This window comes from Paenibacillus sp. FSL R7-0333 (genome assembly GCF_038000365.1).
Lineage (GTDB): Bacteria > Bacillota > Bacilli > Paenibacillales > Paenibacillaceae > Paenibacillus_AQ > Paenibacillus_AQ silagei.
This window is the reverse complement of sequence record NZ_JBBOBZ010000001.1, coordinates 307,164-331,846: the sequence shown is the minus strand read 5'-3', so window position 1 is coordinate 331,846 and position 24,683 is coordinate 307,164. Positions and strand designations below refer to the sequence as shown.

Annotated in this window: 19 protein-coding genes; 4 read left to right on the top strand and 15 right to left on the bottom strand. The window is 54.5% G+C overall.

All coding sequences use genetic code 11. The features are described from left to right. Positions 1-10: 10 nt before the first annotated feature. From MKY86_RS01425 to MKY86_RS01395, 7 genes are all read right to left on the bottom strand, one after another. On the bottom strand, positions 11-634 hold the full coding sequence (locus MKY86_RS01425; RefSeq protein ID WP_076085563.1) for a Yip1 family protein: 624 nt from the start codon (positions 632-634) through the stop codon (positions 11-13). Continuing rightward, entirely contained in the window at positions 621-2,063 is a 1,443-nt protein-coding gene (locus tag MKY86_RS01420) for a tetratricopeptide repeat protein (protein WP_340825753.1), read from the bottom strand. Before MKY86_RS01420 ends, MKY86_RS01425 begins: the two co-directional genes overlap by 14 nt. A 19-nt stretch (positions 2,064-2,082) precedes the next feature. Continuing rightward, positions 2,083-2,946, bottom strand: coding sequence for a carbohydrate ABC transporter permease (locus MKY86_RS01415; protein ID WP_076085569.1), 864 nt, complete (start codon positions 2,944-2,946; stop codon positions 2,083-2,085). A 5-nt stretch (positions 2,947-2,951) separates the two neighbouring features. After that, complete coding sequence (locus MKY86_RS01410; protein ID WP_425355130.1) at positions 2,952-3,857, bottom strand: carbohydrate ABC transporter permease; 906 nt, start codon at positions 3,855-3,857, stop codon at positions 2,952-2,954. 72 nt (positions 3,858-3,929) lie between these two features. Beyond that, entirely contained in the window at positions 3,930-6,839 is a 2,910-nt protein-coding gene (locus tag MKY86_RS01405; RefSeq protein ID WP_340825750.1) for an extracellular solute-binding protein, read from the bottom strand. 214 nt (positions 6,840-7,053) lie between these two features. Further along, positions 7,054-8,469, bottom strand: coding sequence for an extracellular solute-binding protein (locus MKY86_RS01400; protein ID WP_076085578.1), 1,416 nt, complete (start codon positions 8,467-8,469; stop codon positions 7,054-7,056). Between the two features lie 1,081 nt (positions 8,470-9,550). Continuing rightward, positions 9,551-10,588, bottom strand: a complete 1,038-nt coding sequence (locus MKY86_RS01395; RefSeq protein WP_076085581.1) for a LacI family DNA-binding transcriptional regulator — start codon at positions 10,586-10,588, stop codon at positions 9,551-9,553. Positions 10,589-11,084: 496 nt separating this feature from the next. Between MKY86_RS01395 and MKY86_RS01390 the strand changes: the two genes are divergently transcribed. Continuing rightward, entirely contained in the window at positions 11,085-11,771 is a 687-nt protein-coding gene (locus MKY86_RS01390) for a hypothetical protein (RefSeq protein WP_340825746.1), read from the top strand. 152 nt (positions 11,772-11,923) lie between these two features. On the opposite strand, the gene mutY is transcribed toward MKY86_RS01390, so the two are convergent. Continuing rightward, a complete protein-coding gene (gene mutY / locus MKY86_RS01385; protein ID WP_076086778.1) occupies positions 11,924-13,255 on the bottom strand; it encodes an A/G-specific adenine glycosylase in 1,332 nt (443 codons plus the stop codon). 32 nt (positions 13,256-13,287) lie between these two features. Further along, positions 13,288-13,692: a holo-ACP synthase gene (gene acpS / locus MKY86_RS01380; RefSeq protein ID WP_076086774.1), complete on the bottom strand. Its 405-nt coding sequence runs from the start codon at positions 13,690-13,692 to the stop codon at positions 13,288-13,290. A 281-nt stretch (positions 13,693-13,973) separates the two neighbouring features. On the opposite strand from acpS, the gene MKY86_RS01375 reads away from it, so the two are divergent. Next, a complete protein-coding gene (locus MKY86_RS01375) occupies positions 13,974-14,792 on the top strand; it encodes an alpha/beta hydrolase family protein (RefSeq protein WP_076086771.1) in 819 nt (272 codons plus the stop codon). Between the two features lie 367 nt (positions 14,793-15,159). Here the strand turns inward: MKY86_RS01375 and nadE are convergent, their stop codons facing one another. The 3 genes from nadE to MKY86_RS01360 form a co-directional block, all read right to left on the bottom strand. Then, entirely contained in the window at positions 15,160-15,969 is an 810-nt protein-coding gene (nadE, locus tag MKY86_RS01370) for an ammonia-dependent NAD(+) synthetase (RefSeq protein WP_076086768.1), read from the bottom strand. 142 nt (positions 15,970-16,111) lie between these two features. Then, on the bottom strand, positions 16,112-16,546 hold the full coding sequence (locus MKY86_RS01365) for a BrxA/BrxB family bacilliredoxin (protein WP_036722287.1): 435 nt from the start codon (positions 16,544-16,546) through the stop codon (positions 16,112-16,114). A gap of 169 nt (positions 16,547-16,715) precedes the next feature. Further along, positions 16,716-18,335: an ATP-binding protein gene (locus MKY86_RS01360; RefSeq protein ID WP_340825742.1), complete on the bottom strand. Its 1,620-nt coding sequence runs from the start codon at positions 18,333-18,335 to the stop codon at positions 16,716-16,718. A gap of 263 nt (positions 18,336-18,598) precedes the next feature. Between MKY86_RS01360 and MKY86_RS01355 the strand changes: the two genes are divergently transcribed. After that, positions 18,599-19,858 carry a BaiN/RdsA family NAD(P)/FAD-dependent oxidoreductase gene (locus tag MKY86_RS01355; RefSeq protein WP_076086765.1) on the top strand — a complete coding sequence of 420 codons (1,260 nt, stop codon included), beginning with the start codon at positions 18,599-18,601 and terminating at the stop codon, positions 19,856-19,858. A 240-nt stretch (positions 19,859-20,098) separates the two neighbouring features. On the opposite strand, the gene MKY86_RS01350 is transcribed toward MKY86_RS01355, so the two are convergent. From MKY86_RS01350 to MKY86_RS01340, 3 genes are all read right to left on the bottom strand, one after another. Continuing rightward, positions 20,099-21,550, bottom strand: a complete 1,452-nt coding sequence (locus tag MKY86_RS01350) for an IS1182 family transposase (protein WP_340825740.1) — start codon at positions 21,548-21,550, stop codon at positions 20,099-20,101. A 132-nt stretch (positions 21,551-21,682) separates the two neighbouring features. Continuing rightward, positions 21,683-22,951 carry an ABC transporter permease gene (locus MKY86_RS01345; RefSeq protein WP_340825737.1) on the bottom strand — a complete coding sequence of 423 codons (1,269 nt, stop codon included), beginning with the start codon at positions 22,949-22,951 and terminating at the stop codon, positions 21,683-21,685. Beyond that, a complete protein-coding gene (locus MKY86_RS01340; RefSeq protein WP_340827757.1) occupies positions 22,930-23,610 on the bottom strand; it encodes an ABC transporter ATP-binding protein in 681 nt (226 codons plus the stop codon). The genes MKY86_RS01345 and MKY86_RS01340 overlap by 22 nt, the downstream gene beginning before the upstream one ends. A gap of 369 nt (positions 23,611-23,979) precedes the next feature. Between MKY86_RS01340 and MKY86_RS01335 the strand changes: the two genes are divergently transcribed. After that, positions 23,980-24,447, top strand: coding sequence for a MarR family winged helix-turn-helix transcriptional regulator (locus tag MKY86_RS01335; RefSeq protein ID WP_036722277.1), 468 nt, complete (start codon positions 23,980-23,982; stop codon positions 24,445-24,447). Positions 24,448-24,683: the final 236 nt, after the last annotated feature.

Here is a 24,683-nt window from a genome sequence, read left to right as displayed (position 1 = left end):
TCCTCCTTTCTTATCCGCGAAGTGAAAGCTCCTGGTAGACGGTGTAGACAAAACTGACAATTTGCTGGATCAGATTGAAGAACAGCAGGCCCAGGAAGATGATGATGCCCGCCACGGCCAGCGTCAGCAGCATGGTTGTAATCGTTTTGAGCACCGTGTACTGATGAACCGTCATGGTCCCGATGAACAAGAGCCACACGAACCACAGCGTGGCCAGAGCATCCAGCAAATGATAGAAGGAAGCCTCCCGCAGCGTAATCACGTTGCTGAGCAGGATATTGGGAATGTTGATCAGAATCAGCGGAAGCAGGGCGTAGCCTGTCGTAATGACGATCTCCGCGAACTTCCCTTCCCCGTCCATCAGCGTCGTCAGCGACCAGTTCGCCAGGCACCAGAGCAGGAACGGGAAAATAATATACTTGAGCTCATTGATGCTGTTCAGTGCTAGCGGGTGATTATAATTGACCACATAGCCCACATATTGGCGCTTCACGATCATGGTCAGGGTAAGGAATATAAGAATGCCCAGTGCCATTCGCAGCTTACCCTTATTCTCGTATTTCAGATCCCAGAATCCGTCGAAGGGGTGTACTGCTACATGCAGTGAATATTTAATGTCCTTAAGAAATAGCATCCTGGACCCTCCCTCCCTTTCTCGGCCGCTTCACAAGGCGGGCAATCACGTAGCCGCCCAGCAGCACGGCTATCATTCCCGTCATATAGATGCTGAAGTGATCGCGCATATACTCCCTGCGGTATTTCCCAAGTGCCTTGGAGTAATATTCGCGGTCATTGCCCAGCTTCAGATAGGTCATAGCCTCCTTGTATTCGCCTTGGCGGAGCAGCGATTTGCCGATGCCAACATACGCCATCTCATAGTTGGCATCCAGCTTCAGCACCTCCCGCCACAGCTTCGCGGCTTCATCATGCTTGCCGGAGCTGTACAGGGTGTTGGCTTCATTCACCATGCTGCCGAACCGGGTCACCGTGAACTCGGTAATTCTCCCCAGATCACGGTCCAGCACATAAATCGCATTCTCATAGCTCTCCAGCGCCGCCGGGTTCTTGAATGTGCCGAGCTGGCTGCCCAATTGGCCGATTACATATAGCAGCTTGCCGTCCTCATTGTAGGTGAAGATCCGCCCGCGCGTGGCGTCCAGTGCCCGGTAGACCCCGTTTCCGGTCACATCAATGTCAATGAAGGCGGAGCGGTCCTTACTCAGATCTCCAATCGGTGGAATCTCCCCGCCAACCCGCAGGACATCGATGCCGGAGGGATTCAGTCTTTTTACCGGAGAGAAGGTCTTCTTATCCACCGTAGTGGTATAGATGAAGCCATCCTCATCGACATCGACATTATTGAATTCCAGCGGAATGAACTGCACCATCTTCTCGCGCTGCTCCTTGGTCGATACCGACTTCCAGAACAGATCCACCGGATCAAACTGCACCTTGTTCGTGCCCATGAAGCCTGTGAACTGCCCGTCGCTGTCGAACTCGATCAGCCCTTCGTAGACCCCTCTGCCGACCACATAGATGCGGCCTGCCTTATCCACAATCACTTTCCGCGGAAAATACTCAAAACCCGCTCCGATCACATCCGCCTTCGGCGCCCCGATCTCCCGCACGAAGGTCCCTGTGCCGTCCAGCTCGACCAGCCGTCTGTTCTCCGTATCCGCCACGTAGATCCGGCCGGCGTCCGTAACGAAGAGACCTTCCGGGTTATTGAAGCTGTCCTTCTTCTCCCCGTTCCGGAAGCCTTCGATGACACGGAGTGTGTTCCACTCCTTATCCAGCACCACAATCCTCCCGTTCCCGGAATCGAGCACATAGAGCAGCCCTTCCGCTGAGACAAACAGGTCTCCCGGAGCGGTCCAGGCTCCCGTCCCTGCCTCCAGCCCGCTGATGGCCCTCGAAGGAAGATAAGCAATCGGCGACTGAACCGCGTCTCCCCAGTAGGAGTAGGTATATCCTTCATACGGCGCAGCCCCGGCCGGCCTAGGGCACAGGCTCACAAGCAGCAGCACGGATACAAGCACCAGTATTGATGACTTTATTCTCAACCCTAACGCCTCCATCGCTTCAGTCCTTCATGCCGGACGAAGCCATCGTCTGAATCACATTGCTCTGTGACAGAATGAACGTCACAATCGGCACGGTCATCATAATCACCGCTACCGCGGCTCCGACTCCTGCACGGGCGATCCCGCCCTGAATAATCTGGCCCATCGCGTAATGCAACGTCTTGAGCTGCTCGCTGTAGATGAAGCTGCCCCCGTCCGTGCCCCATAGCATCTGCATCATCAGAATGAGCAGCGTCAGCCAGGCCGGCTTCACCAGCGGCATGACAACCTGCCAGAAGATGCGGTATTCACTGGCCCCGTCTATCTTCGCCGCCTCCAGCAGCGCATCCGGGATCTGCTCCATGAACTGCTTCATGAGATAGAGTCCCAGCGGATAGGCAAAGGCAGGAACGATAACCGCCTGGTAGGAGTCCATCCAGCCCAGAGCGGACATAATCATATAGTTCGGTATCGCGGTGACATGCGGTGAGAACATCAGCGACAGGACAACCACGGTGAACAGCACCTTAGAGCCGCGGAATTTATGCTTCGCCAGCGGGTAAGCCGCCGCCGAGGCCAGCAGGATATGCCCGGCTGTACCGGCAGCGGTAATGAATACCGTGTTGAATATATATCTGGAGAACGGCACCCAGGAATTCTTCATCACCTGAAACAGATTGGCGAAGTTCTCAAGCGTGGCATTACGTACAAACAGCGTAGGCGGGAAAATAAACAGCTCATCCAGCGGCTTGAACGCATTGTTAATGACATAAATTAACGGAATCGCCATGAATGATCCGAATCCGGCCAGGGCCAGGAACAGCAGGGCGTCGACCTGCCAGGAACGGTTTACTTTTTTATTCAGACGTATCGCCAGCTTCATCCCGCTTATTCACCCACCCTCTTCAGCAGCTTTTGAACAATCAGATTGCTGCCCAGCATCATCACGAACAGCACGGTGGCAATCGCCGAGGCATAGCCCATCTCGAAGCGGATCGTTCCGTAGTCCACCAGATGGGTTACAATCGTATGCGCCCCGTACTGCACACTCGGGAAGCCTGCCAGCGCCATAGCTACATCAGCAACTGCCAGCGACGCAGTGATCTGAATAACCGCGCCGAACATCAGCTGCGGGCGCATGGAAGGAAGCGTAATGAACCACAGCTCCTGCCAGCGGTTTTTGACACCGTCCACAGCCCCTGCTTCATACAACGTCTTGTCAACGGTCTGCAGGCCGGCGATGAAGGCCAGGAAGCTGGTCCCGAGGCTTAGCCAGAGCTGTACCAGCATGATGATCCCCAGCATATACTTGGGGTCCTGCAGCCATTGGATCGGCTCGTAGATTACGCCAAGCTGCATGAGAAGTCCGTTGATGATCCCATAGGAGTCACTGGAGAAGATGATCTGCCAGATGAAGAATACATTCCCCGAGATCGACGGCGCAAAAAAGATCAGGGTCATAAACGCCCGCAGCTTGGGATTCAGCTCATTGATCAGCCAGGCAAACAGAAAACAGGCGATATAGCTGACCGGTCCGGTAACGACCGAGAAAATCAGTGTATTCTTGACCCCGATCAGGAACACATCATCGTTCCAGAGCAGCTTGGAATAATTCTCCCAGCCGATCCAGCGCGGCATCTCCAGCATATTGAAGTGCGTGAAGCTGAAGATGATTGAAATCGCCACCGGCAGTACGGTAAACAATAGAAACAGCACCATATATGGAGCCAGCAGGACGTACAGGTGCTTATCCCGCCGCACATCCTTGCCGAACAAAGCCCAGTAATTACGCAGCCCGGAAGGGGACAGCCGGGACTGAATCAAGGGTTCGGCCGTATTTTTCACTTTCTGCACAAGAGTCCCTCCCTATTCCCTTCGTTTCAAATCGAACTCTGCTCTCTTCTGATCAATCTCATAGTCGATCTCCTGCACATAATCGTACAGGGCATCAGCGGTGTTCGTTCCATTGTTGATGACCTCGCGCAGGGCATTGTCCAGATGGCGTCCTGTGAAGTAACCGCCAGGCACCTCAGGTACACCCTGCACCCATTGCCACTGCTCCTCCAGATGGCGGTAATCGCTAGTCGGCCACGGCAGCTCCTTAAGCGCTTCAACGTTGGCGGTCGGATACCGTGCAGCCGCGCCCATGAGGCCCTCCATCTCCCGGCCGAAGCGGACCTGCGAATCCTTGTCGACCCACCACTTCATGAATTCCCAGGCGGCATCCTTGTTCCCCGCCTGCCTCAGCATCAGGGCGGCGGTGCCCCCGCTGGCAACGTCCCTGCGGATACTGCCGTCCGGCTGCTTCGTCCCCGGAACCGGAATGAATTCCCATAGCCCCTTAATCTCCGGCGCAGAGACCGTCAGATAGTTATAGAAGGTATAGTCCTGAATGCCGACCGGCATCTCGCCGGTACGGAACCGCATCGGGAAGTCGAAGATCAGCGGCAGCTTGTAGCTGGTATAGAAATTGGTCCAGTTCTTGAAGGCAGCCAGCCCGGTCTCTGTATCAAGTCCGCTCTTGGCTCCGTTATTCAGATAAAATGATCCGCCCATCTGATAGAGCAGCATGGCATAGGCGCGGTTGACCTCCAGCACCGGCACACCTGTCGTCTGCGCGAGCGGCAGCGCCATATCCATCCGGTGCTTCTGCAGCACCGGAATCATTGCATATACCTCATCCCACGTCTGCGGCGGATCAAGATTCAGCTCCTGCAGAATATCCTTGCGGTAGAAGAGCATGTTGAAGATCTGCTGCTCCGGCAGGGCAAAGACCTGATTCTCGAACCGGTACGGCACGAGCGCACTGTCTCTGAACTGCTTCACCACATCCTCATAGCCGGGATACTTCGACAGATCCTCTGCCGCTTGGCGCATCCCGAAGTTCACCGGCATATCATTGCCGACCTGCATCGCCACATCCGGGCCTTCCCCGGCCAGCGAGGCGCGCAGCAGCACATTCGGACTCACCAGCTTCAGATTGACACCGATGCCGGTAAGCGGGGTAAATGTATCATCGATCATTGCCTTCAGCACCTGCGCCTGGTCGCGGCCGGTTCCAATCCATACATCAATGGTCTCGCCGTTCTCCGTGGTATTGCCAATCGTGTTGTAATCCTCGAAGAACGAATGGGTGAAGGACGACACCTCATGCACAAGCTTCCTGAACCCGGAAGCATTCGCCTTCGGCAGCTTCACATCCGGCGAAGAGAGCAGCAGGTAATCAATCTCCAGCGGCTGCTCCCGTACCTCCAGAATCCAGGAGCCGACGCTGCCGACATTGATTTTGAACTGCGACAGCCGCTTCTGCACCGTTTCCGGCTTGTCGGCCATGTCCGCCAGCTGATAGGCAGTTTTATTCAAGGTTGCGGTTTTATCACTCTTTTCCCCTGTAAGCCGGACCAGCTCTTCCGATACGCCATATAGAATCTTGCTCTGCTCACGGAAGACCGCCGTCATATCCGGGATTTGCTCCTCCAGCTTATAATCGCGGTACGGATCAGGCACATTGCCTGTAATCATCAGGATTTTCCGGTACATCGCATTAATGTCCAGCACACTGGCCTCCACCTGGCGCAAGAGCGGTGCAATGGCCCCGAGGCTGACCTCCAGCTGTAATTCGTGTTTTCCTTTGCTTAAATAGAATAAATAGGGCTCCTCATCGTTCCCCAGCCGGTTCATCTGCCAATCCGAATCATAGTAGAACGGAATCTGTAGCATTTCCCGGAACGGAATCTCTCCGTCAATCCGCATAGAGCGTGTGGAATATATCCCTCTTAGCAGCTCCTGCCGGCCTTTGATGGTGATGTTGTACAGACCGTCCTCCGGCGCTTCCACTTCCCAGGCGATCCATTGGCCCGGTACCCGCCAGTTGTTGCCGCCAATCGTGTTCATTCTGATCTTGGACACATCGTACGGCTCTGTTGCAGGGCTTGAGCGGTCTGTGACCGGATACAAGGTCGGGGAGGATTTGTAAGCAGCGTCTTCCCCCTGCACCTTAACCGAGTGGCCGCTGGTGGCCTTATACCCCTTAGCTTCGTAGCTCTGCTTCACCTCTGCGTAGGCAGCGGGTGCATCGTAGCTGTGCAGCTTAATATAGTCGATGACCATCGGCTCTCTGCTGGACACCATCGTCAAGGTGTGCCGCCCGGCCGACAGATAGAATTGGTACGGCTCCTCATAGTAGCCTTCCGTATCTCTCAGCAGCGTCTCCTGCCAGGTCGGGGCCTCAATCTGGCGCGGCCGGAGATCATTGTCCCGGTTATCCTGCTGGATCTCCGGGTTCTCATTGACCCAGATCCGCCCGAAGGACAGATTGCGGGCGCTGGTGAACGGCAGCTTGCCGTCGATCAGCAGCTCACGTTCAATCGCCGAGCTTTTGCCCTTCACCGGATAATACCGGACAGAGATGTGATACAGTCCGGACTTCGGCACATCCAGCTGCCACTCTACCGAACCGCTCTCCTCCGTTCTGACGTATCTTCCCGTCTCCCCGCCAAGCTCAGTTAGCACCTCCGGACTCATCCCCTCGGCCCCGGTATAATCAGCTCCCTTCAGCATAATTTCTTCGCGTGGCTGCTCCTCGCCCTCATATTGCTGCAGATAATGCTCATAGCTGCCCTCAGGCAGCTGCCGCACCTCCTGCCCGTTCCCCGTCACACCTTGCGCCTGGGCAGCAGGCAGCTCTGCGCTTGCCGCAGGCAGCGCCATCATGGAGATCAGCATGACGGTTACAAGTGTCCGGTTCATCATCCGCCGGGATAATGATATTCTCACTCGGGTTCCCTCCTCTAGCAGACTTGCATATTAAGAGTGATACAGGTGGTGCAGAATAGAAGGATAAATAATTGTGTGAAACATATAAATCCTTATATTTCAAGCGCACACGGCTACGCCGCCCTATAAGGGCGGCTGCCGATTTTGCAGACAAACACAGCAGGTATTGCGCAGGAAAAGCAGGAATCATCCTTGTTATGAGCTGTCGAGCTACCTATTTCTTCTCTTTATCCTGCTCACCGCTTAGTACTTTCTTGGCTGCGGCCTGCGCCGTTCCAATGACTTGGGCCACCCCGGTGGACGGTGTAATCTCGCCCTTCAGGAATTTCTCAGTCACCTTATCCAGCTGATCCTTGACGCCAAGACCGCCGTAACGTCCGCCGAAGACCCGCTCCACCTTACCTTCATCATTCATCGCATTGGCGATAGAGGCTTCATCCGGCAAAATATTCTCCATCGACAATCTGCGGTTCTCCTGCCAGCTGTCGAACGGCTGCAGATCCTCCCAGATCTTCACGATGGTATCCGCATCCTTAACCCCTTTGGGAATGGCATAGGCTGCTGTCTGGCCCAGCGGATCGTAGTACTTATCCGCCTGCGGTCCTTTTGGAATATAGACATATCCCCATTCATCCTTCATCTTGCCGAGAATACGTCCCTCGATCTCCCACAGGCCGCCTGGATACATCGCAACGGTTCCTTCTCCAAAATACTTGGCCGGGTCTTCCCAGTCGTTGCCTTCGTTCGGCTTGAACACCTTATCCTGCGTGTACAGCTTATGAAGGAAGTTAAGCGCTTCCATGGATGCCGGTGAATCAAAGACCGCCTTCTGGGTAGCTTCGTCGTAGATTTTGCCGCCGTTGCTGGCGATCAGCAGCTCCGAGATCACATAATGGGCTCCGGCCAGACCGTACTGGTCCATCTTCCCGTCCCCGTTCTTGTCAATCGTCAGCTTCTTCGCCGCATCAAGCATCGTATTCCAGTTCCAGTTATCCTCATCCATCAGCTGCTGCGGGTCCTTCAGGCCCGCTTCCTTGAAAATACGCTTGTTGTAGAACACGCCGCTGTCGTTCGGGCTATACCAGCTCTCCAGGCCATAGACCTTATCGCCGCCGAAGCGCATGGAATCAATCACACTCTGATCGATGAGTGAATCCTTCAGATAATCATCCAGCGGTGTCAGGAAGCCGCCATGCATCAGGCCCCAGATGAAGCCGTCAGGCAGCCGGACAATCTCGGCAAACGGATCGCTCGCCATAACGGAAGAGGACAGCTTCTCGGCGGTGGACCAATACTCTGTATTCAAGTATTTAATCTTGACATTGTATTTCTCTTCCACCGCTTTGATCCGTTCGCGGGCAAGCTCATCTGCCTCTGAATCCCCGACAGGAGTGGCATCCCACCAGTGGGAGATGCGGATCTCCCGCCCGTTCAGATTAGCAGCCGGCGTTGCCGAAGGCGCTTCCGTTGCTGCTGGTGCCGTTTCACTGGCTGCCGGAGCCTGAGTCGCCTCCGCCGCCGGTGTTGCCGGTGCAGACGCATTATTCCCTCCGCTGCAACCGGTTACAAGTGTAACTACGGCTGTCATCAGCATGAACCAAGCCGAGCTTTTCTTCTTCAACTGTTTCACTGTTCGCCACGCTCCCCTAATTTCAGTGATGTTAAGCTAATCCAAGATTGAACTGATTCAAGATTGAACTGATCCAAGATTGAACTGATTCAAGCATGTCTGCGTCCGTCCCCCGCTCCCTTCCCGATGTCATATTTATATAGTGGCGTATGCCAGCATATAAGCCCTTAAGACTACCCTTGAGATGATGAAAAGAAAACTTGGAAATAAATGAACTTGGATACGGTTATTGCCGCCCCCTAAGGGTGGTGCCGTATAAGCAAGAAAGATAAGGAGCATTGCATGGCTGAATCGTCCCTTTAAGGGCGGTGCTGCTCCAGAGGGAAGGATAAGGATTATTGCACGGCCCTTACCGTCCCATTGAGAGCGATACCGCTTCAGAGGGAATGATAAGGATTGTTGTACGGCCCATGCCGCCCCATTAAGAGCGATACCGCTTCAGAGGGCGTATCAGGAGCAACTGTGCAGGTGCCTCTCCCGAGAGAAGGATAAGGATTATTGCACGGCCCTTGCCGTCCCATTGAGAGCGATACCGCTTCAGAGGGCGTATCAGGAGCAACGGTGCAGGTGCCTCTCCCGAGAGAAGGATAAGGATTATTGCACGGCCCTTGCCGTCCCATTGAGAGCGATACCGCTTCAGAGGGCGTATCAGGAGCAACGGTGCACGGGCCATGCCGTCCCTCTGAGGTCGGCACCTCTCTCGCGGGAAATATCCGGATGAGTGGTGGGTTACGGCTGCGAATTCTTATACTTTTCAAATTATCAGTAAATTCGCAAAATCTCCTTGTCCCATATGTACCGCCAGAGTAACCGCTTACTCAAACTCTAAAAAATAATGAAATGGGTTTCATGAAATCCATTTCATTATAACTTCTGGTTATCCCCTGGTCAATCCTACTTTACACAAATTTCATGCTTCAATCCAAAAACTTTCCAGAATACAGGCCCCCTCGTGCTGACGCACTCCACATACGCCTGGAAAGTTCTTGACCGGCCCTGGATGAACATACTTGAATGCGTGCACGGCAGACTTGTCTGGTAAGCAGCTTCCGTTAGGCTACTATGCGTGCTATTGCGTGAGCTATTCTGCGGTATTTTTCGGACGGCCCGTGCTGTCCCGTACCACCAGCTTTGGCTGGAGCACCGTACGTTTCCTGGGATTTCCGCCGCTAATCAGCTCATGAAGCATCTCTACAGACAGCTCCCCCAGCTGGTTGGTGTTCTGCGACACCGTGGTCAGCTCCGGAATAACCGCTCTGGACAAGGGCGAGTCATCGAACCCGACGATCGACAGATCCTCTGGTATCTTTAGCCCATGCTGGGTGGCCGACTTCAACGCGCCGATAGCCGTAAAATCATTTACACACAATACCGCTGTCGGCCGTTCCTCCTGCTCCAGCATCCGGTCCATCAGCTTCCGCCCGCCCTCGATCGAGAAGTCGTGGAACATGACCCAATCCTTGCGCAGTTCAAGCCCCTGCTCCTTTAGCTTCATCCTTACGGACTTCAGCTTCACCTGAGTCGTGGAGGTCTCCTCCATTCCCCCGAGGAATCCGATTCTCCGGTGCCCCAGGTCTAGCAGATGCTGGGTGGCCAGTGCCGCCCCTTCTTCTTCATCGGTGTAAATGCGGTGCAGACCGCTCCGGGGCAGATTGCCGTTGACCAGCACGATCGGCACATGCTTTGACAGCTCCACAACCTCCTGGGACAACGCCGGCGGACACTGGTTCAGGTTAATTCTGCCGCCCAGGAAAATAATCCCATCCACTCTTTTCTCCCGAAGGATGCTAAGGTACTCCGACTCGCGGCTATGCTCCCCCGCCGTATCGCAGAGGAAGAAGGTATAATGCTTCTCTCTGGCCACATTCTCGGCTCCCCAGAAGACCTCCGGGAAAAAAGGGTTGGTGATGTCAGGCAGAATCATCGCGATGGTGCCGGTCTCCTTCTTGAGCAGGCTGCGGGCAAGCGCGTTCGGCTGAAACTGATGCTTCTCAATCACAGCCATGATGATCTCCCGGGTGCTCTCCTTGACCGGAGCTGTATTGTTGAGGACACGGGAGACTGTGGCTACGGACACCTGGGCCTCCTTGGCGATATCATATATGGTAATCGTCTTCATCCTTTACCTCCTTGGTCTCGCGTTCCTGGCTTATGGCAACTTACATCCGGGGCGGATCGGTGCGGGGTTTGGGGTGGGGTGGGGATTGGGGTGGAGCGGGAGTTAGCAGGGGGGCAGGGCGTGGGTAGAGTTGGTAGGGCGCGAGGAGATGGGAAGGTGCTTAGTCGCCCTTTATTCGTGCCAGCCGCCAACTGCTCCTCATTTCGCTCAACCGCCCACTTTTGGCCATTCAGGGGTATTTGTGCTCCTCATTTCGTTCGACCCGTCCACTTTCGGCTAATTCAGGGGCACTTGTGCTCCTCATTTTGCTCGCCCCGCCCACTTTCGGCCAATTCAGGGGTACTTGTGCTCCTCATTTTGTTCAACCGCACGCTTTCGGCTAATTCAGGGGCACTTGTGCTCCTCATTTCGCTCAACCGCCCACTTTTGGCCATTCAGGGGCATTTGTGCTCTTCATTTCGCCCAACCGCCCACTTTTGACCATTCAGGGGTATTTGTGCTCCTCATTTCGTTCAACCGCACGCTTTTGGCGGATTCAGGGGTAGTTGTGCTCCTCATTTTGCTCTACCGCCCACTTTTGGCGAATTCAGGGGTAGTTGTGCTCCTCATTTACGCCTGCAGCCCACTTCCCGCACATTTAATGGGATTTATCCCTCTGATTTCACCCGTGCAGCCCACTTCAGGCACATTCAAAGGTATTTATCCCTTTGATTTCACCGTGCGGCCCACTTTCGAAACATTTAATGGGATTTATCCCTTTGGTTCGGCCGTGCGGCTCACTTCCGGCACTTTTATTGGGATTTATCCCTTTGGTTCGGCCGTGCGGCCCACTTTCGGCACATTTAATGGGATTTATCCCTTTGGTTCGGCCGTACGGCCCATTTTCGGCACATTTAATGGGATTTATCCCTCTGATTTCACCGTGCGGCCCATTTTCGGCACATTTAATGGGATTAATCCCTCTGATTTCACCGTGCGGCCCACTTTCGGCACATTTAATGGGATTTATCCCTCTGATTTCACCGTGCGGCCCACTTTCGGCACATTTAATGGGATATATCCCTTTGGTTCGGCCATGCGGCTCACTTCCGGCACTTTTAATGGGTTTTTGCAGTCTGATTCCGGCGCGGTTAGTGGCGCACATATACTATACTTTAGGCTGTTGAGGTCAGGTAGTACTTAATTCCAGTTTGTCCACAACCGAAGCCCCCTACATTTGCACAACAGCACACGGAAGCGGTGGCACTCTATTGAGAAGGATCGCAGCAGCTATGCTTGTCCGTTGGTGATCTGTATGGCTCAGCAGGGATTAGCATAGCGGTAACAGCTTGGAGCCTACGTCCCTTGCTCATCGAAATAGCTGTTCAGCAGCTTGAGGAACACATTCGGAAAGGCGTAATTTTTCATGTCCTCACGGTTGATCCAGCGCTGCGCTCCGCTGTCTGCCGCGTCGGCTGCGGCATCCCCGCTGTCGAACAGCGCCAGCGGTGCGTCTTCCGCCGGCTGTGCCCCCAGCGCCGCAAGCACTGCCCCGGCCTCTGCGCTCAGCGGGCCGTCTGCGCCGCCCAGCGGTCTGCCGCCGCGCTCCGCTTGCGCCGCCCCGTACACGGCGCGGCTCTCCGCTGCCAGCGGCAGCGCCGCCTCTTCCCTGCAGCGGTACACCTGCAGGGTCCACACAATATGGCTGAATGTATGCTCCGCAGCCATCCAGTGCCCCTCAGGCCGGGCGTGAATCCCGGCCTGGCTCATGGACCGGCGCAGCCGGTCCAGCGCTGCCGCTTCCGGCAGCAGCGCACCGCGCGCACCGCCAGCCTCAGCAGGCGGCGCAGGCCAGTGCGGCAGCTCCCACATGCGGGCCAGCAGCCCGCTGGCCGGCCGCTGCCGGATCAGTACCCGGCCCGCGTGCTCGCCGCGGCCCTCCACCAGGGCAGCCAGCCGCTCCTCCGGACGCGGCGGCTTCGCCTTGGTCTTGACAGGCAGCGAGGCCTCGCAGCCCACCAGCCGCGCGGCGCAGTGCTCCATCACCGGGCACGGAAGGCAGCGCGGTGATTTCGGCGTGCAGATGAGCGCGCCAAGCTCCATCAGCGCCTGATTGAAGCTGCCCGCTTCCCCTTCGGGGATCAGCTCGGCGGCGAGCTTCTCCATTTTCACACGGGTCGGGCCTTTGGCAATGTCATCCTCAATCAGGAAATACCGGGATAGGACGCGCATCACATTGCCATCCACCGCCGGCTCCGGCCGGTTGAACGCGATGCTCAGAATAGCACCGGCTGTATACGGGCCTACGCCCTTGAGACCGAATACGGCATCGCGGTCATCCGGCACCTGCCCCCCGTACAGCTCCTTGACCTGCTTCGCAGCATGCTGGAGATTCCGGGCACGCGAGTAGTAGCCAAGGCCCTCCCAGCATTTCAGCACCTCTTCCTCCGGTGCATCAGCGAGCGCCTCCACGGTTGGAAACTGCTCAATGAAACGGTTGAAATAAGGAATTACTGTATCTACCCGGGTCTGCTGCAGCATAATCTCAGAGATCCAGATGTAATACGGGTTACGGTGGCGCCGCCACGGCAGGTCCCGCTTCTGGAGGTGGTACCATTCCAGCAGGAACCGGCTGAAGAATAACTTGGCTTCCTGCTGCGCTTCTATTTGCTTCTCATCTGTGGTCATCGTTATTCTCCTTGCCGTTCATAATTATATAGTTACAGGCTGTGGCCGGTCGTCCGCTCCACCACCGCGAAGGCCGAGGCCAGTCCGCGGCTGTGCGTAATGGTGAGATGAATGACATACTCCTGCTCCGGCAGCCCCAGCCGGGCCCAGGCCTCCGCAGACAGTATGGCTACTGGCTTGCCCAGCGCATCCGGCAGAATCTCAATGTCCTGAAAGCCCACCATCTGACCGATTCCGCAGCCCAGCGCCTTCACAACCGCTTCCTTGGCCGAGAATCTCCCGGCGGTGAATTCCGCTGTCTTCGCGCCTTTGCCTGCGGCCAGCACCCGCTCCGGCCCGGTCAGAATTCTCCGGGAGAAGCGGCTACCCAGGCTGCTCTCCGTAATCCCGGCAACCCTGCCGATTTCCAGCACATCATGCCCGATTCCGTAAATCACACTCCCACACCTCTCCTGGCTCTGCATTCCTTAACCCTCTTATATTACCTTCTATCCTTACCCTGCGTCTAATGATATGATCTTGCTAGGACTCCACAGATCTCATGTAACAGTGAGGCCTGTCAGCTTTCTGGCCAAGTATTATTAATAATAGTCTTAGCGTCAGCTTTCTGCTATCTTAAAAGAAAAAAAACTGAAAGTCTATCACCCGCAAATCAGGTATATCTGGTAAAGAAGTACAACCGCCAGTTCCAAGAGATGAAGGAAAGGAAGAATACCTTATGTCCCGTAATTTTGAATTACCCGCAGGAGAGGATACGGTGCTTCGCTGCTCCCATTTTCCCGCTCAGGGAGAGCCCCGGAGTGTGGTGGTTATCGCTCACGGCTACAAAGGCTTCAAGGATTGGGGGATGTTCCCGTATACGGCACAGGCGCTCAGCGACGAGCATGAAGTGATCAGCTTCAACTTCTCCCATGCCGGCATCGGCGAGGATCTGCAGAATTTCACCGAGCTGGACAAATTCGCCCGCAACACCTACCAGCGTGAGATCAAGGATATGGAGATCCTGCTCTCTTATCTGAGCCAGCACCACAGGTTCGGCAGCCTCCCGCTTTTCCTGCTGGGGCATAGCCGCGGCGGGGGCGACTCGCTCCTCTACGCACTGGATCATCCGGCAGAAATTGCGGGGGTCATCTCCTGGAACGGGATCACTAACCTGGATCTGTTCACAGAGCAGCAGAAGAGTGAAATGCGGGAAAAGGGCCGGACCCATGTGCTCAACGGACGGACCGGCCAGCAAATGCCGCTGGACGCCATCATTATAGAGGATCTGGAGCAACAGGCGGAGCGTTACCAGATTCTAGAGCGGATGAAGCAGGCCAACTTCCCCGTTGTCCTGATTCAAGGCAGTGAGGACGGCGAGCATCTGCGGCGCGGCTCCGAGCAATTGATCCGGCTGCGGCCGGATATCGAATGGGTGCAGATTCCCGGCGGCAATCATACCTTTGGCACCGTTCATCCTTTTGCCGGAACTACCCCCCAGTTAGAACAGGCGATATCCGCTACCAGAGAGTTCATCGACCGGGTGCTGGCGAAGTAGGCCGTACATTTATAATGAGTCTCACATACCTGGCCGACTAATTGTATTCGGATTTTCGCACACATTCGGCCGATGCACCTTCGCACCAGCACATTGTATTCGGTTTTCCGCACACATTCGGCCGATGCACCTTCGCACCAGCACAATGTATTCGGTTTTCCGCATACATTCGGCCGATGCACCTTCGCGCCACACATTGTGTTCGGTTTTCCGCATACATTCGGCCGATGCGCCTTCGCGCCACACATTGTATTCGGTTTTCCGCATACATTCGGCTCGTTCGCCTTCGCACCAGCATACTCTTACACAAAAACCGCCGGAGCGTCTGCATCAAGCGCAGCGCCCCGGCGGCTCCGGCATAACCAGTTTAGATCCCCGGAATACTATCGCGCTTATGCGCCGTTCTCCGGAAGAAGCGCTCCAGCTTCTCAGCCGCTTCAGGGCTGACGGTCTTCCCCTCCAGATAATCGCTGTTCTCCTCATAGGTGATTCCAAGCTCAGTCTCATCCGTCTGGCCCGGCCAGAGTCCGGCCGTCGGCGCTTTGGTTACGATATCCGCCGGCACGCCAAGCGCCGCAGCCAGCTGCCGTACCTGCCGTTTGTTCAGGGAGGACAGCGGTGTTATATCGACGGCGCCATCGCCCCACTTCGTATAGAATCCGGTAATGGCCTCAGAGGCATGATCGGTACCCACCACCAGCAGATTGTTCTCAAAAGCAAGCGCATACTGCATCACCATCCGCGTTCTCGCTTTTACATTCCCCTTGCCCTGATGGGTAATATGCTTGTGCTGGCCCAGGGCCTTCAGGCTGTGCTCAACCTCCAGGGCGATCTCGTTCACCGCTTCTTCGATATTGGTCTCCACCGTATGGGTCAGCTCAAAAGCCCGGGCCACCGCATAGCTGTGCTCAATATCCTCCTGCTCCCCGTAAGGCTGGAACACCCCGAGTGTCATATACTCCTTGCCTTCCTCCGCCGTCAGCTCGTCCGTAGCCAGCTTGCACAGACCCGCAGCCACCGCGCTGTCCACACCCCCGCTAATCGCAATCAGCAGACCTCTGGCCCCCGCCTGGAGCGCATACGCTTTCAGGAAATCTACACGCTTACGTATCTCCGCATCCGTATCAATCGCCGGCTTAACTCCCAGCGTAGCAATAATCTCTTCCTGCAGACTCACAGGACCACCCCGTTTCTTAGAATTGTAATCCCTGCCCTTAACATTAGAAAAAAATCCCGCATGAGCCAAGCCCCCGGCTGACGGCTGGCTGATGCGGGATCATTACATATTCATGCTGCTGCCCTCAGGCTGCAGGACATTATTACTGGCACACGCGGTCAAAAACTTCCTTCAGCTCCGCAGCAATCTCGGCGGCCGAACGGTCTTCCACACCGTGACGTTCGATGAAGTGAACCAGCTCGCCGTCCTTCATCAGCGCGATGGAAGGGGACGATGGCGGATACGGTGCGAAAAATTCACGCGCCTTGGCGGTAGCTTCCTTCTCCTGACCGGCAAATACGGTGAACAGGTGATCCGGCAGAATCTCGTTCTGCAGCGCCTGGGCTACCCCTGGACGGCACTGTCCGGCGGCACAGCCGCATACGGAGTTCACAACAACCAGCGAAGTTCCCTTGGCTGCCGGAAGGGCTGCTTCCACATCCTCCGGGGTTAATAGCTCCTGAAATCCGATGCTTGTCAGATCATCGCGCATAGGTTGAATGGAATCTCTCATATATTGATTAAAAGACATGGACATTTCTCTGCACTCTCCTTCATCACTTGAATTGAGATAAGGTCAGAACCCGGATAACGTTACCGCGTTCCAGCACTACTTGCTAACTTTATTATACATACATACTCTGCGAAAGCAAGAGACGCAGCCTGCCGCTGCACAGCCCCGAAACGGTGCCGTCCCGTGAATTCTGCTACATATATACAGGGCTCTGGACCGCTCCCTCTCTGGACTCCACCGGAAAAGTAACGATGACCGAGGTCCCGCACCCGACCTCCGATTCTACCCGGATCGTCCCGTTATGCCGCTCTGCAATACTAAGACAGAGCGACAGCCCAAGACCTGTCCCCTGGCTCTTAGTGGTGAAGAACGGGGTGAACAATTGTTGCAGCTGGCTCTCGGGCATACCGCTTCCGGTATCCGTTATAATCAGCAGCACGGTATCCTCATGCTCACAGGCAGCCAGCGTCAGTACGCCCTTGGCCTCCATCGCCTCCATGGCGTTGCGGGCCAGATTCAGAATCAGCTGCTTGATCTCCCGGACATTCAGCTGCAGCAGCGGCATGGCCGGGCTGATTTTCAGCTCCACACTCTGGCCGCGGAGATTGGCATCCGCCCAGATCAGCGGCGTAAGCTCCTCCAGAATATGCTGGAGCCCGGCCGGCTCCTTGTCCGATACACGGGTCTGTGCCAGCGACAGAAAGTCATTGATGATGCTGTTGGCCCGGTCCAGCTCTTCCATGACAATATGATAATAGGAGTGGAGATCCTCCGGGCTTTTCTCCCGCATCAGCTGCAGGAAGCCGCGAACTACCGCCATCGGGTTACGGATCTCATGCGTAATGCCCGCAGCCATCTGCCCGACCAGCGATAGGCGCTCGACATTGTCAAGCTCACTGCGTATTTTCTCCTCTTCCGTCAAATCCTGAATAATCATGACGATGCCGCCCGGCAGCCCTGATTCATGCTGGAGCGGCGCGGTAAAAATATGATAGGTCATCGAATCGACCCTGATCTTGGTATTGGAGCGCTGTCTGCTCCGCAGAACCGCCTGTAACCGGTCCAGGGTAGCCTGATCCATGCTTTGGCCGAAGATATCACTAGCCGACCTGGACAAAATAAACTCTCTGGTCAACAAGGGACAATGACGCTGCATCAGGCTCAGCATATATTCATTCACCTCTGTCACATACCCGTTGTCATCGAACTCCATAATATTCAGCGGAACTACATTTGTAATCTGCTGCAGCTTCTCCGATTCCCACTGGAATTTCTCCGAGATTCCCTGCATTTCGACCCTGACCTGCAGCTTGTCCCACGCCTTATCGATATAGGTGATGAACAAGGCGCCCAGAATTAGGGCCGTTAATCCGTATAGTCCGGCGAGAGCCGCTTCGCTGGGAGGTATATCCATGACGTTCCTGCCCTGTATATTCGGTACAATGACTATGAATAACATGCTCGGGAAAAGTGCGCCCCACAGGATGAAGATTTTGCCGGGTATCGCAGATTTCTTGAACATCCCGGACATACCGAAGAGCAGCGGATACAGCAGCACCCCTGTATTCAGGAAGAGATGCTCCAGACCTGAGGGCACCGAGAACAAGGCAGTACAGAAGAAGAAATATAGCGCGAGGTAGACGCTGGAGCGCAGATTACCATATAAGATCCCAATATACGCCGGGAGAATAGCCAGATTCAAATAGACCAACCCGAACATCGTGGCCGACAGTGCCATGCACAGCGTAATCCCCAGCGCGCAGCAGATCATCAGAAAGGTCTGGTCATCCGGAAACCTGATGTTCCTGCGCAAGGGATGGCCCCGGTCCAGCCTCCACTGAAAGAGAAACAGAAAAATGCAGGCAGCCGATATTTGCAATAAAATATCCTTTACCGCATAAATAATTGCAATCACTCCTCAAATTGGTTAAAATTCCTTTTCCACTTAGATTAAAGCATAACCGCGCATTCCTGACAACGATAATCAGGTTTCGGTCGCTTGGACCTGGCTACACTCCGCCTGGAATGGTATGATGCCGTTAATAGAGTGTCGCAATAAGCAAAAGGAGCAAATGAATGAGTAACTATGATGTAATCGTCATTGGAGGCGGCCCGTCCGGGCTGATGGCCAGCGTAGCCGCAGCCGGACACGGAGCATCCGTACTTCTGATCGACAAAGGAGCGAAGCTTGGCCGCAAGCTGGGAATCTCGGGCGGCGGGCGCTGCAATGTTACCAATATAAAGGAGACCTCGGAGCTGATCGCCCATATTCCGGGCAACGGCCGTTTTTTATACAGCTCGTTTGATCATTTCAACAACCGGGATATTATAGATTTCTTTGAGGGGCTGGGTATTGCCTTGAAGGAGGAGGATAACGGGCGGATGTTCCCTGTATCGGACAAGGCCGCAAGCGTAGTATCCGCTCTGATAGGCAAAGTGCGGAGCCTTGGTGTGCAGATCATGACGGACAGCCCGGTCCGTGAGGTTCTCTACGAGGAAGGAGCAGTCCGGGGCATCCGCCTGGAGTCAGGCCAAGCGTTCGGCGCGAAGGCTGTCATCATCGCCACCGGAGGCAAGTCCGTGCCGCAGACCGGATCTACCGGCGACGGGTACCCTTGGGCTGCCGCTGCCGGACATACGATCACGGAGCTGTTCCCGACCGAGGTCCCTATTCTCTCCCGGGAGGCGTGGATCAAATCCGGGGAGCTGCAGGGCTTGTCCCTCCGCGATGTCATGCTGAGCGTCTGGAATCAGAAGGGCAAGAAAGTGATCTCTCACAGGGGGGATATGATCTTCACCCATTTCGGCTTATCCGGCCCGATTGCGCTGCGCTGCAGCCAGTTCCTCCGCCAGGTTCAGCAGAAGTCGGGAAACGATACCGTGGAGATGTCCATCGACCTGTTCCCGGACCTGTCCCTTCAGGAGGCGGAGTCTATGCTCCAGAATAAGCTCGATCTGGAGCCGAAGAAGGCTATCCGAAATTCGCTGAAGGGCCTGCTGCCCGAGCGCCTGATCCCGCTGCTGCTGGCGAAGAGCGGGCTGGACGGGGAGATTACAGGCCATCATCTGCCCAAGCTTGGCCTTGGGGCGCTGGCTGCCCTGGTGAAGCGGATGCCCGTTCAGGTTCATGGGACACGTTCCCTGGCGGAAGCCTTTGTGACCGGCGGGGGAGTTGCGCTCAAGGAGATCGACCCCAAGACCATGCAGTCCAAGCTGACGGCAGGCCTCTATTTCTGCGGTGAGATTCTCGATATTCACGGGTATACCGGCGGCTATAATATTACCGCCGCCTTCTCCACCGGCTATACTGCCGGTAAGCATGCAGCGGCGCAGTAAGGCGGATAAGCAGCGCCTATAGTTAGCTTCTTCTGTCTGGCTTGCGATCTGAGAAACATCCCGGATGCTGCCAGTGACAGCCAGAACAGCCGTAACAGCAAAAAGCCTTCCCCCGGCTTGTGGAGGCTCCTGAAAAACTAGTCGTTCTTAGAAAAAGTAAAAAAACGTATCAAAAAGACGACGCTATTCGGTCCTCCGAATGGACGTCGTCTTTTTCTTACCTACTTTCTTCAACTTTGGTTACTCCATGAGTTTCAATATTCGTTTTAAATTAACAGTGAATATCGCCATGGCGCCTTGAATCTCCATGCCAACTAAACCCGAGGAAGATGCAACATCGTACCCGTGTCTGTGTTTGAGTTCGCTATTCTTGGCTTCTATTTTGTAGCGCTCTTTCGCTTTGACCTTAAAGGCTTCACTTTCCTGAAACACAGCTTGCTTGGCGTGTTCGTTGCTCTTTATACTTACCGAATAGGTCTTACTCCGAGCACCTTCTGTGTAGCACCCTTCCTTTAAAGGACATCGTTTACACTTTTCAATATCATAAAAGTAGGTTTCTTTTTGGTTTTTGCCCTGTCCCTTTTTGCCTTGCCGTGCTCTTCGAATGGCCAGATGCCCGGCTCGGCAAACATACATACCCGCATCTTTATTAAAATCGAATTCGTCTTCTTTCCTTCGGTTTCCTTGCGTAATCTGTGGATTTAATTTGGCCACAAGTTCAATGCCCTGCTCCGTACTGTAAGCAATATTGTCTTTTTCTGAATAGGCCGTGTCTCCAATGACTGTCTCTACGCTCATGCCCGCAGCTTCGCTCTTTTCAATGAGAGTTTGCAGTTCCTTCCCGTCGTTTCGTTCTCCCGTGGTAATAGTCGCTGCCGTAATGATTCGCTCTTCACTCATCGCGATATGGGTTTTGTACCCGAAAAATGAGGAATCTGCGCTTTTGTGGCCCACTTTGGCATCTGGATCAGTAGACGTCTGCAACTGTTCAACATCATCAGCAACGGTTTCTTTCAACAGATTGAAGGGTTCTTTGACCTTGGGGAGTCCGGTAAAACGTCCGTCCTTCTCAATGACCTCAATGAGATCTTGGCAGTACCCGATTTCATCTTCCAGTACATTCGTAACGGGCTTAACTGGAAAGGAACTTTTCATGGATTCATCTAAGGCATAGATCGCTTTTCGTACCTTCTTAGAACGTTCTCGCAGCACCTCTTGCGGACTTTTTTGGGTATAGCGGGCTTTCGTGTGGGTAGCATCGACAATAATAGATTTACTGCGAATGATTCCTTGCTGAATGGCAATCTCTACCGTTTTGCCAATAAGTAAGTCGAGCAACTTCATATCTTTCAGCCGCAACTTACGAAACTTGCTCAGTGAACTAGAATCAATAACCTCTTCCTCAGGCGCCATATGTAGAAAAAACTTGAACGACAAATCGGTTTTGGTGCGTTCCACAAGATCGCCGTCAGACAAGTCATAAATCGATTTAAGCAATAGATATTTAAACATTCGGACCGGGTCTACCGCGGTTCGTCCATTATCTTGGCAATAGCTTTTGTTTAGTTCCTCATAAACAAAGCTGAAGTCCACCAACTCGTCCATGCGCCGCAACAAGTTATCTTTTGGAATGAGTATATTGTAAAGTTCGATATACGGGCTCAAGATAAAACTTTGCTGCTTAGGAAGCATGAAGACCACCAGCCTTTGATTTAATTCTTTTATTGTAACGAGAAAAAGAGACATTCTTTGTGTCGAATGTCTCTTTCAGTTCTTTATGGACTTTTTCAGTGGCCTCGGCTTGTGGAGGAAGGCTTTTTGCTGTTATCTTGCAAACCTTATGACACTGAAGATGCGGCCGATCCAGATTCCGGCGGCAGCCCCGACAGGGATAAAGATCAGCAAGCCCCACCAGCCATAGGCTGGCATGCAGAGCACTCCGGAGCACAGAACGGCGAAGGGCATCAGCAGAATAGGCATCGCCTTGGAACCGGCGTCCGCCTTCTGCACCTTGGTGAACGGTAGAATGCCGATATAATCATCCCCGGAGAACAGATTCCAGAAGGAGGTCAGCCAGTACGCCATCATACTAGTTAAGACAATATACAACAGCCACTTCAGCACTACCGGTACAATAAAGATTGCTATCAGCGACACCCCGGTGAACTGCAAATACAGCTTGAGGTGGGCCGGATTGCGCAGCAGCGCCTTCATCCCTGCGGCGGCGAAGCGGCTCTCGGGCAGCTTCGAAGCCAGCAGCGGCTGTGACTTGCGGAAGATCCAGGGCTTATAGCGTGTCGGCCGCGGCTTATCCAGCACACGGCGCAGCAGAATCGCCGCAATTCTCATCCGCTGCTTGTAGTCTTCGCGCACATCATTCATGAACGTGCCGCGCAGACGCAGGCGGGCTCTGAAGGCCAGGACGGTCACCACCGCGTAGGCGGCTGCCGCCAGGAACAGAAGGGCCGGGCTGTCCTTCCAGAAGAGCGCGAGACGCAGGTAGATCCCGCAGGGTACGGCCACCGCCAGGATCAGCCACAGCCGGCGGCGGAAGCCCTGCCGCTGTACCTTGACGATATGGCCCAGCAGCTTAACGGCCCAGCTGCAGGTTATGGTCAGCGCCAGCAGGCCATAGGCGCTTGCCGTGCTCAGATCGTAGCCGCGGATCAGAAACGGCAGCAGAATGACGTACACCGCCGCCATCTTCAGCGCAGTTACCGCTAGGCTATAGACCATCCCGCCCTTGAGGATCGTGCTGATCCAGTTCTGCCGCTGCCGCAGGAACAGCAGATCGCCTTCCTGGAGCAGCAGTACGATACCTCCGGTAGCCAGCAGAATGGCCAGCAGCGAAGGCACGACCACAAAGGGTACATGGCTGAACCAACCCGGGAGATTGCCGTTCCAGTAGCCATAATAGAAGCGGCCGCCGAGGAGGCCCCCCGGGATGAGGATATACAGCAGGACCGTCCAGTCTACAGCCGTACGGATAATAGCACTCTGCTCCCGGAAATGGGAGAACAGTCTTCGTCTTAAGAGATTCCTTGCAGCCGGGAACGCAAATGAATTCCGGCTCATGTTAATTCGTCGAAGCAATCAAACAGCGATCCCTCCGGCAGCCCCGCTTCCCCGCGTATCGCCGCAAGTGTCCCCTCGGCGGCAACTTTGCCTCCGGAGATCAGAATGAAGCTGTCGCAGATTTTCTCCGCTGTATCCAGAACATGCGTGGACATCAGCACCCCGGCGCCGCGTTCCCGTTCCGCCTCCAGCAGGCGCAGGAAATCCTTGGTGGCCCTGGGATCAAGGCCGATGAACGGCTCGTCCACAATATAGACATCCGGCTGTACCAGGAAGCCGAGCATGAGCATCATCTTCTGCTTCATCCCCTTGGAGAAGCCCGCCGGCAGATCATCGCGCACATGGGTCATGCTGAACTGTACCAGCAGCTGTTCCGCCGTGGATTCGAAGGCTTCATAGCTTAAGCCGTAGGCAGCGGCAGCCAGATCAAGATGCTCCCACAGGGTAAGGTCCTCGTAGAATACCGGCTGCTCCGGCACGTAGGCGTAGGACTGGTTCTCACCGCCCAGCTTCACCCGGGCCTTGGCATGCTTCAGCAGACCAAGCAGCGTCTTGATCGTAGTGCTTTTGCCAGCCCCGTTCGGTCCGATCAGTCCCAGCAGCTCTCCCTTTCTCACCTGGAAGGAGATTCCTGAGATGCGGATATCTCCTGCCTCATAGCCCGCTTCCTCAATCATCACATCAAGCACAGTATCCTCTTCGTCCTCATCATCGTCGTAATACTTGTTGACACGATCCTCCGTCTGCTTCGGAGCCTTCTGTTCGACTGAGCCTTCTGTCTCTTCCATATCTATCTCCATCCCCTGCATCATCATTCAATATAATGCGATCATAGCACCATAGACGGACCTTTGCTGCAATAATTTTCACCCTTCACCCGTCCTTCAAAAGATTGTTCAATTTTTTATAATTAAAAGTGTGCTTATTGTGACAAATGACATGTTTTTCAATCTTTGTTTGACGTATTGTAAAAGCTAGATATCCGGAAGGAAGTATTCCAAACCGTGCGGATAAGCCCGTACGATTAACAATAGAGGTGGAGAAGCATGATACAATCCTATGAACGCGATACTCAGTTGACCCTGCATTTGTACAGAGTTTTTGCCAAGTCCTTCAAGAGCATTAACGAGCATGCTGTAACCGGCAGCAAGATCGAAGGCTTCAACCCGACCGCCTTCGCAGTCATGGAGGTTCTCTATTACAAAGGACCGCAGCCGATCCAGCAGATCGGTGCCAAGCTGCTGCTGCAGAGCGGCAACGTAACTTATGTGATCGACAAGCTGGAAGAACGCGGCTACCTGCAGCGCAAGCCTTGCCCCAGTGACCGCCGTGTTATTTTTGCCGAGCTGACTACCGAGGGCGAACGCCTGATGAACGAGATGTATCCGAAGTACTCGGAGCGCCTGCATCTGGCCTTCAGCGGACTCAGCGATGAAGAGAAGGAACAGATGATTGTGCTGCTGAAGAAGATGGGCCTGCAGGCAGAGAAGCTCTCCCCGCTCCCGCGCAAGTAAGCTTAGTTGAGGAATCGGCGGTTGTGAATGAATTCACTAATCAAGCCAATGTAGGGGTTGTTCCAAAAAGCAGGTAACGGCTGCTTGGAACAGCCCTTTGTTTTGAGCAGGATCAGGCGTGATCAGCTTGTAAGGAGCAGCATTGTTGCACATCTTGCAGGATTCCTTTATAAAAGTTACTGACTGAAGCACAATGTTGCATTATTTGCACAAATTCCGATGTTCAGAGCAAGTTA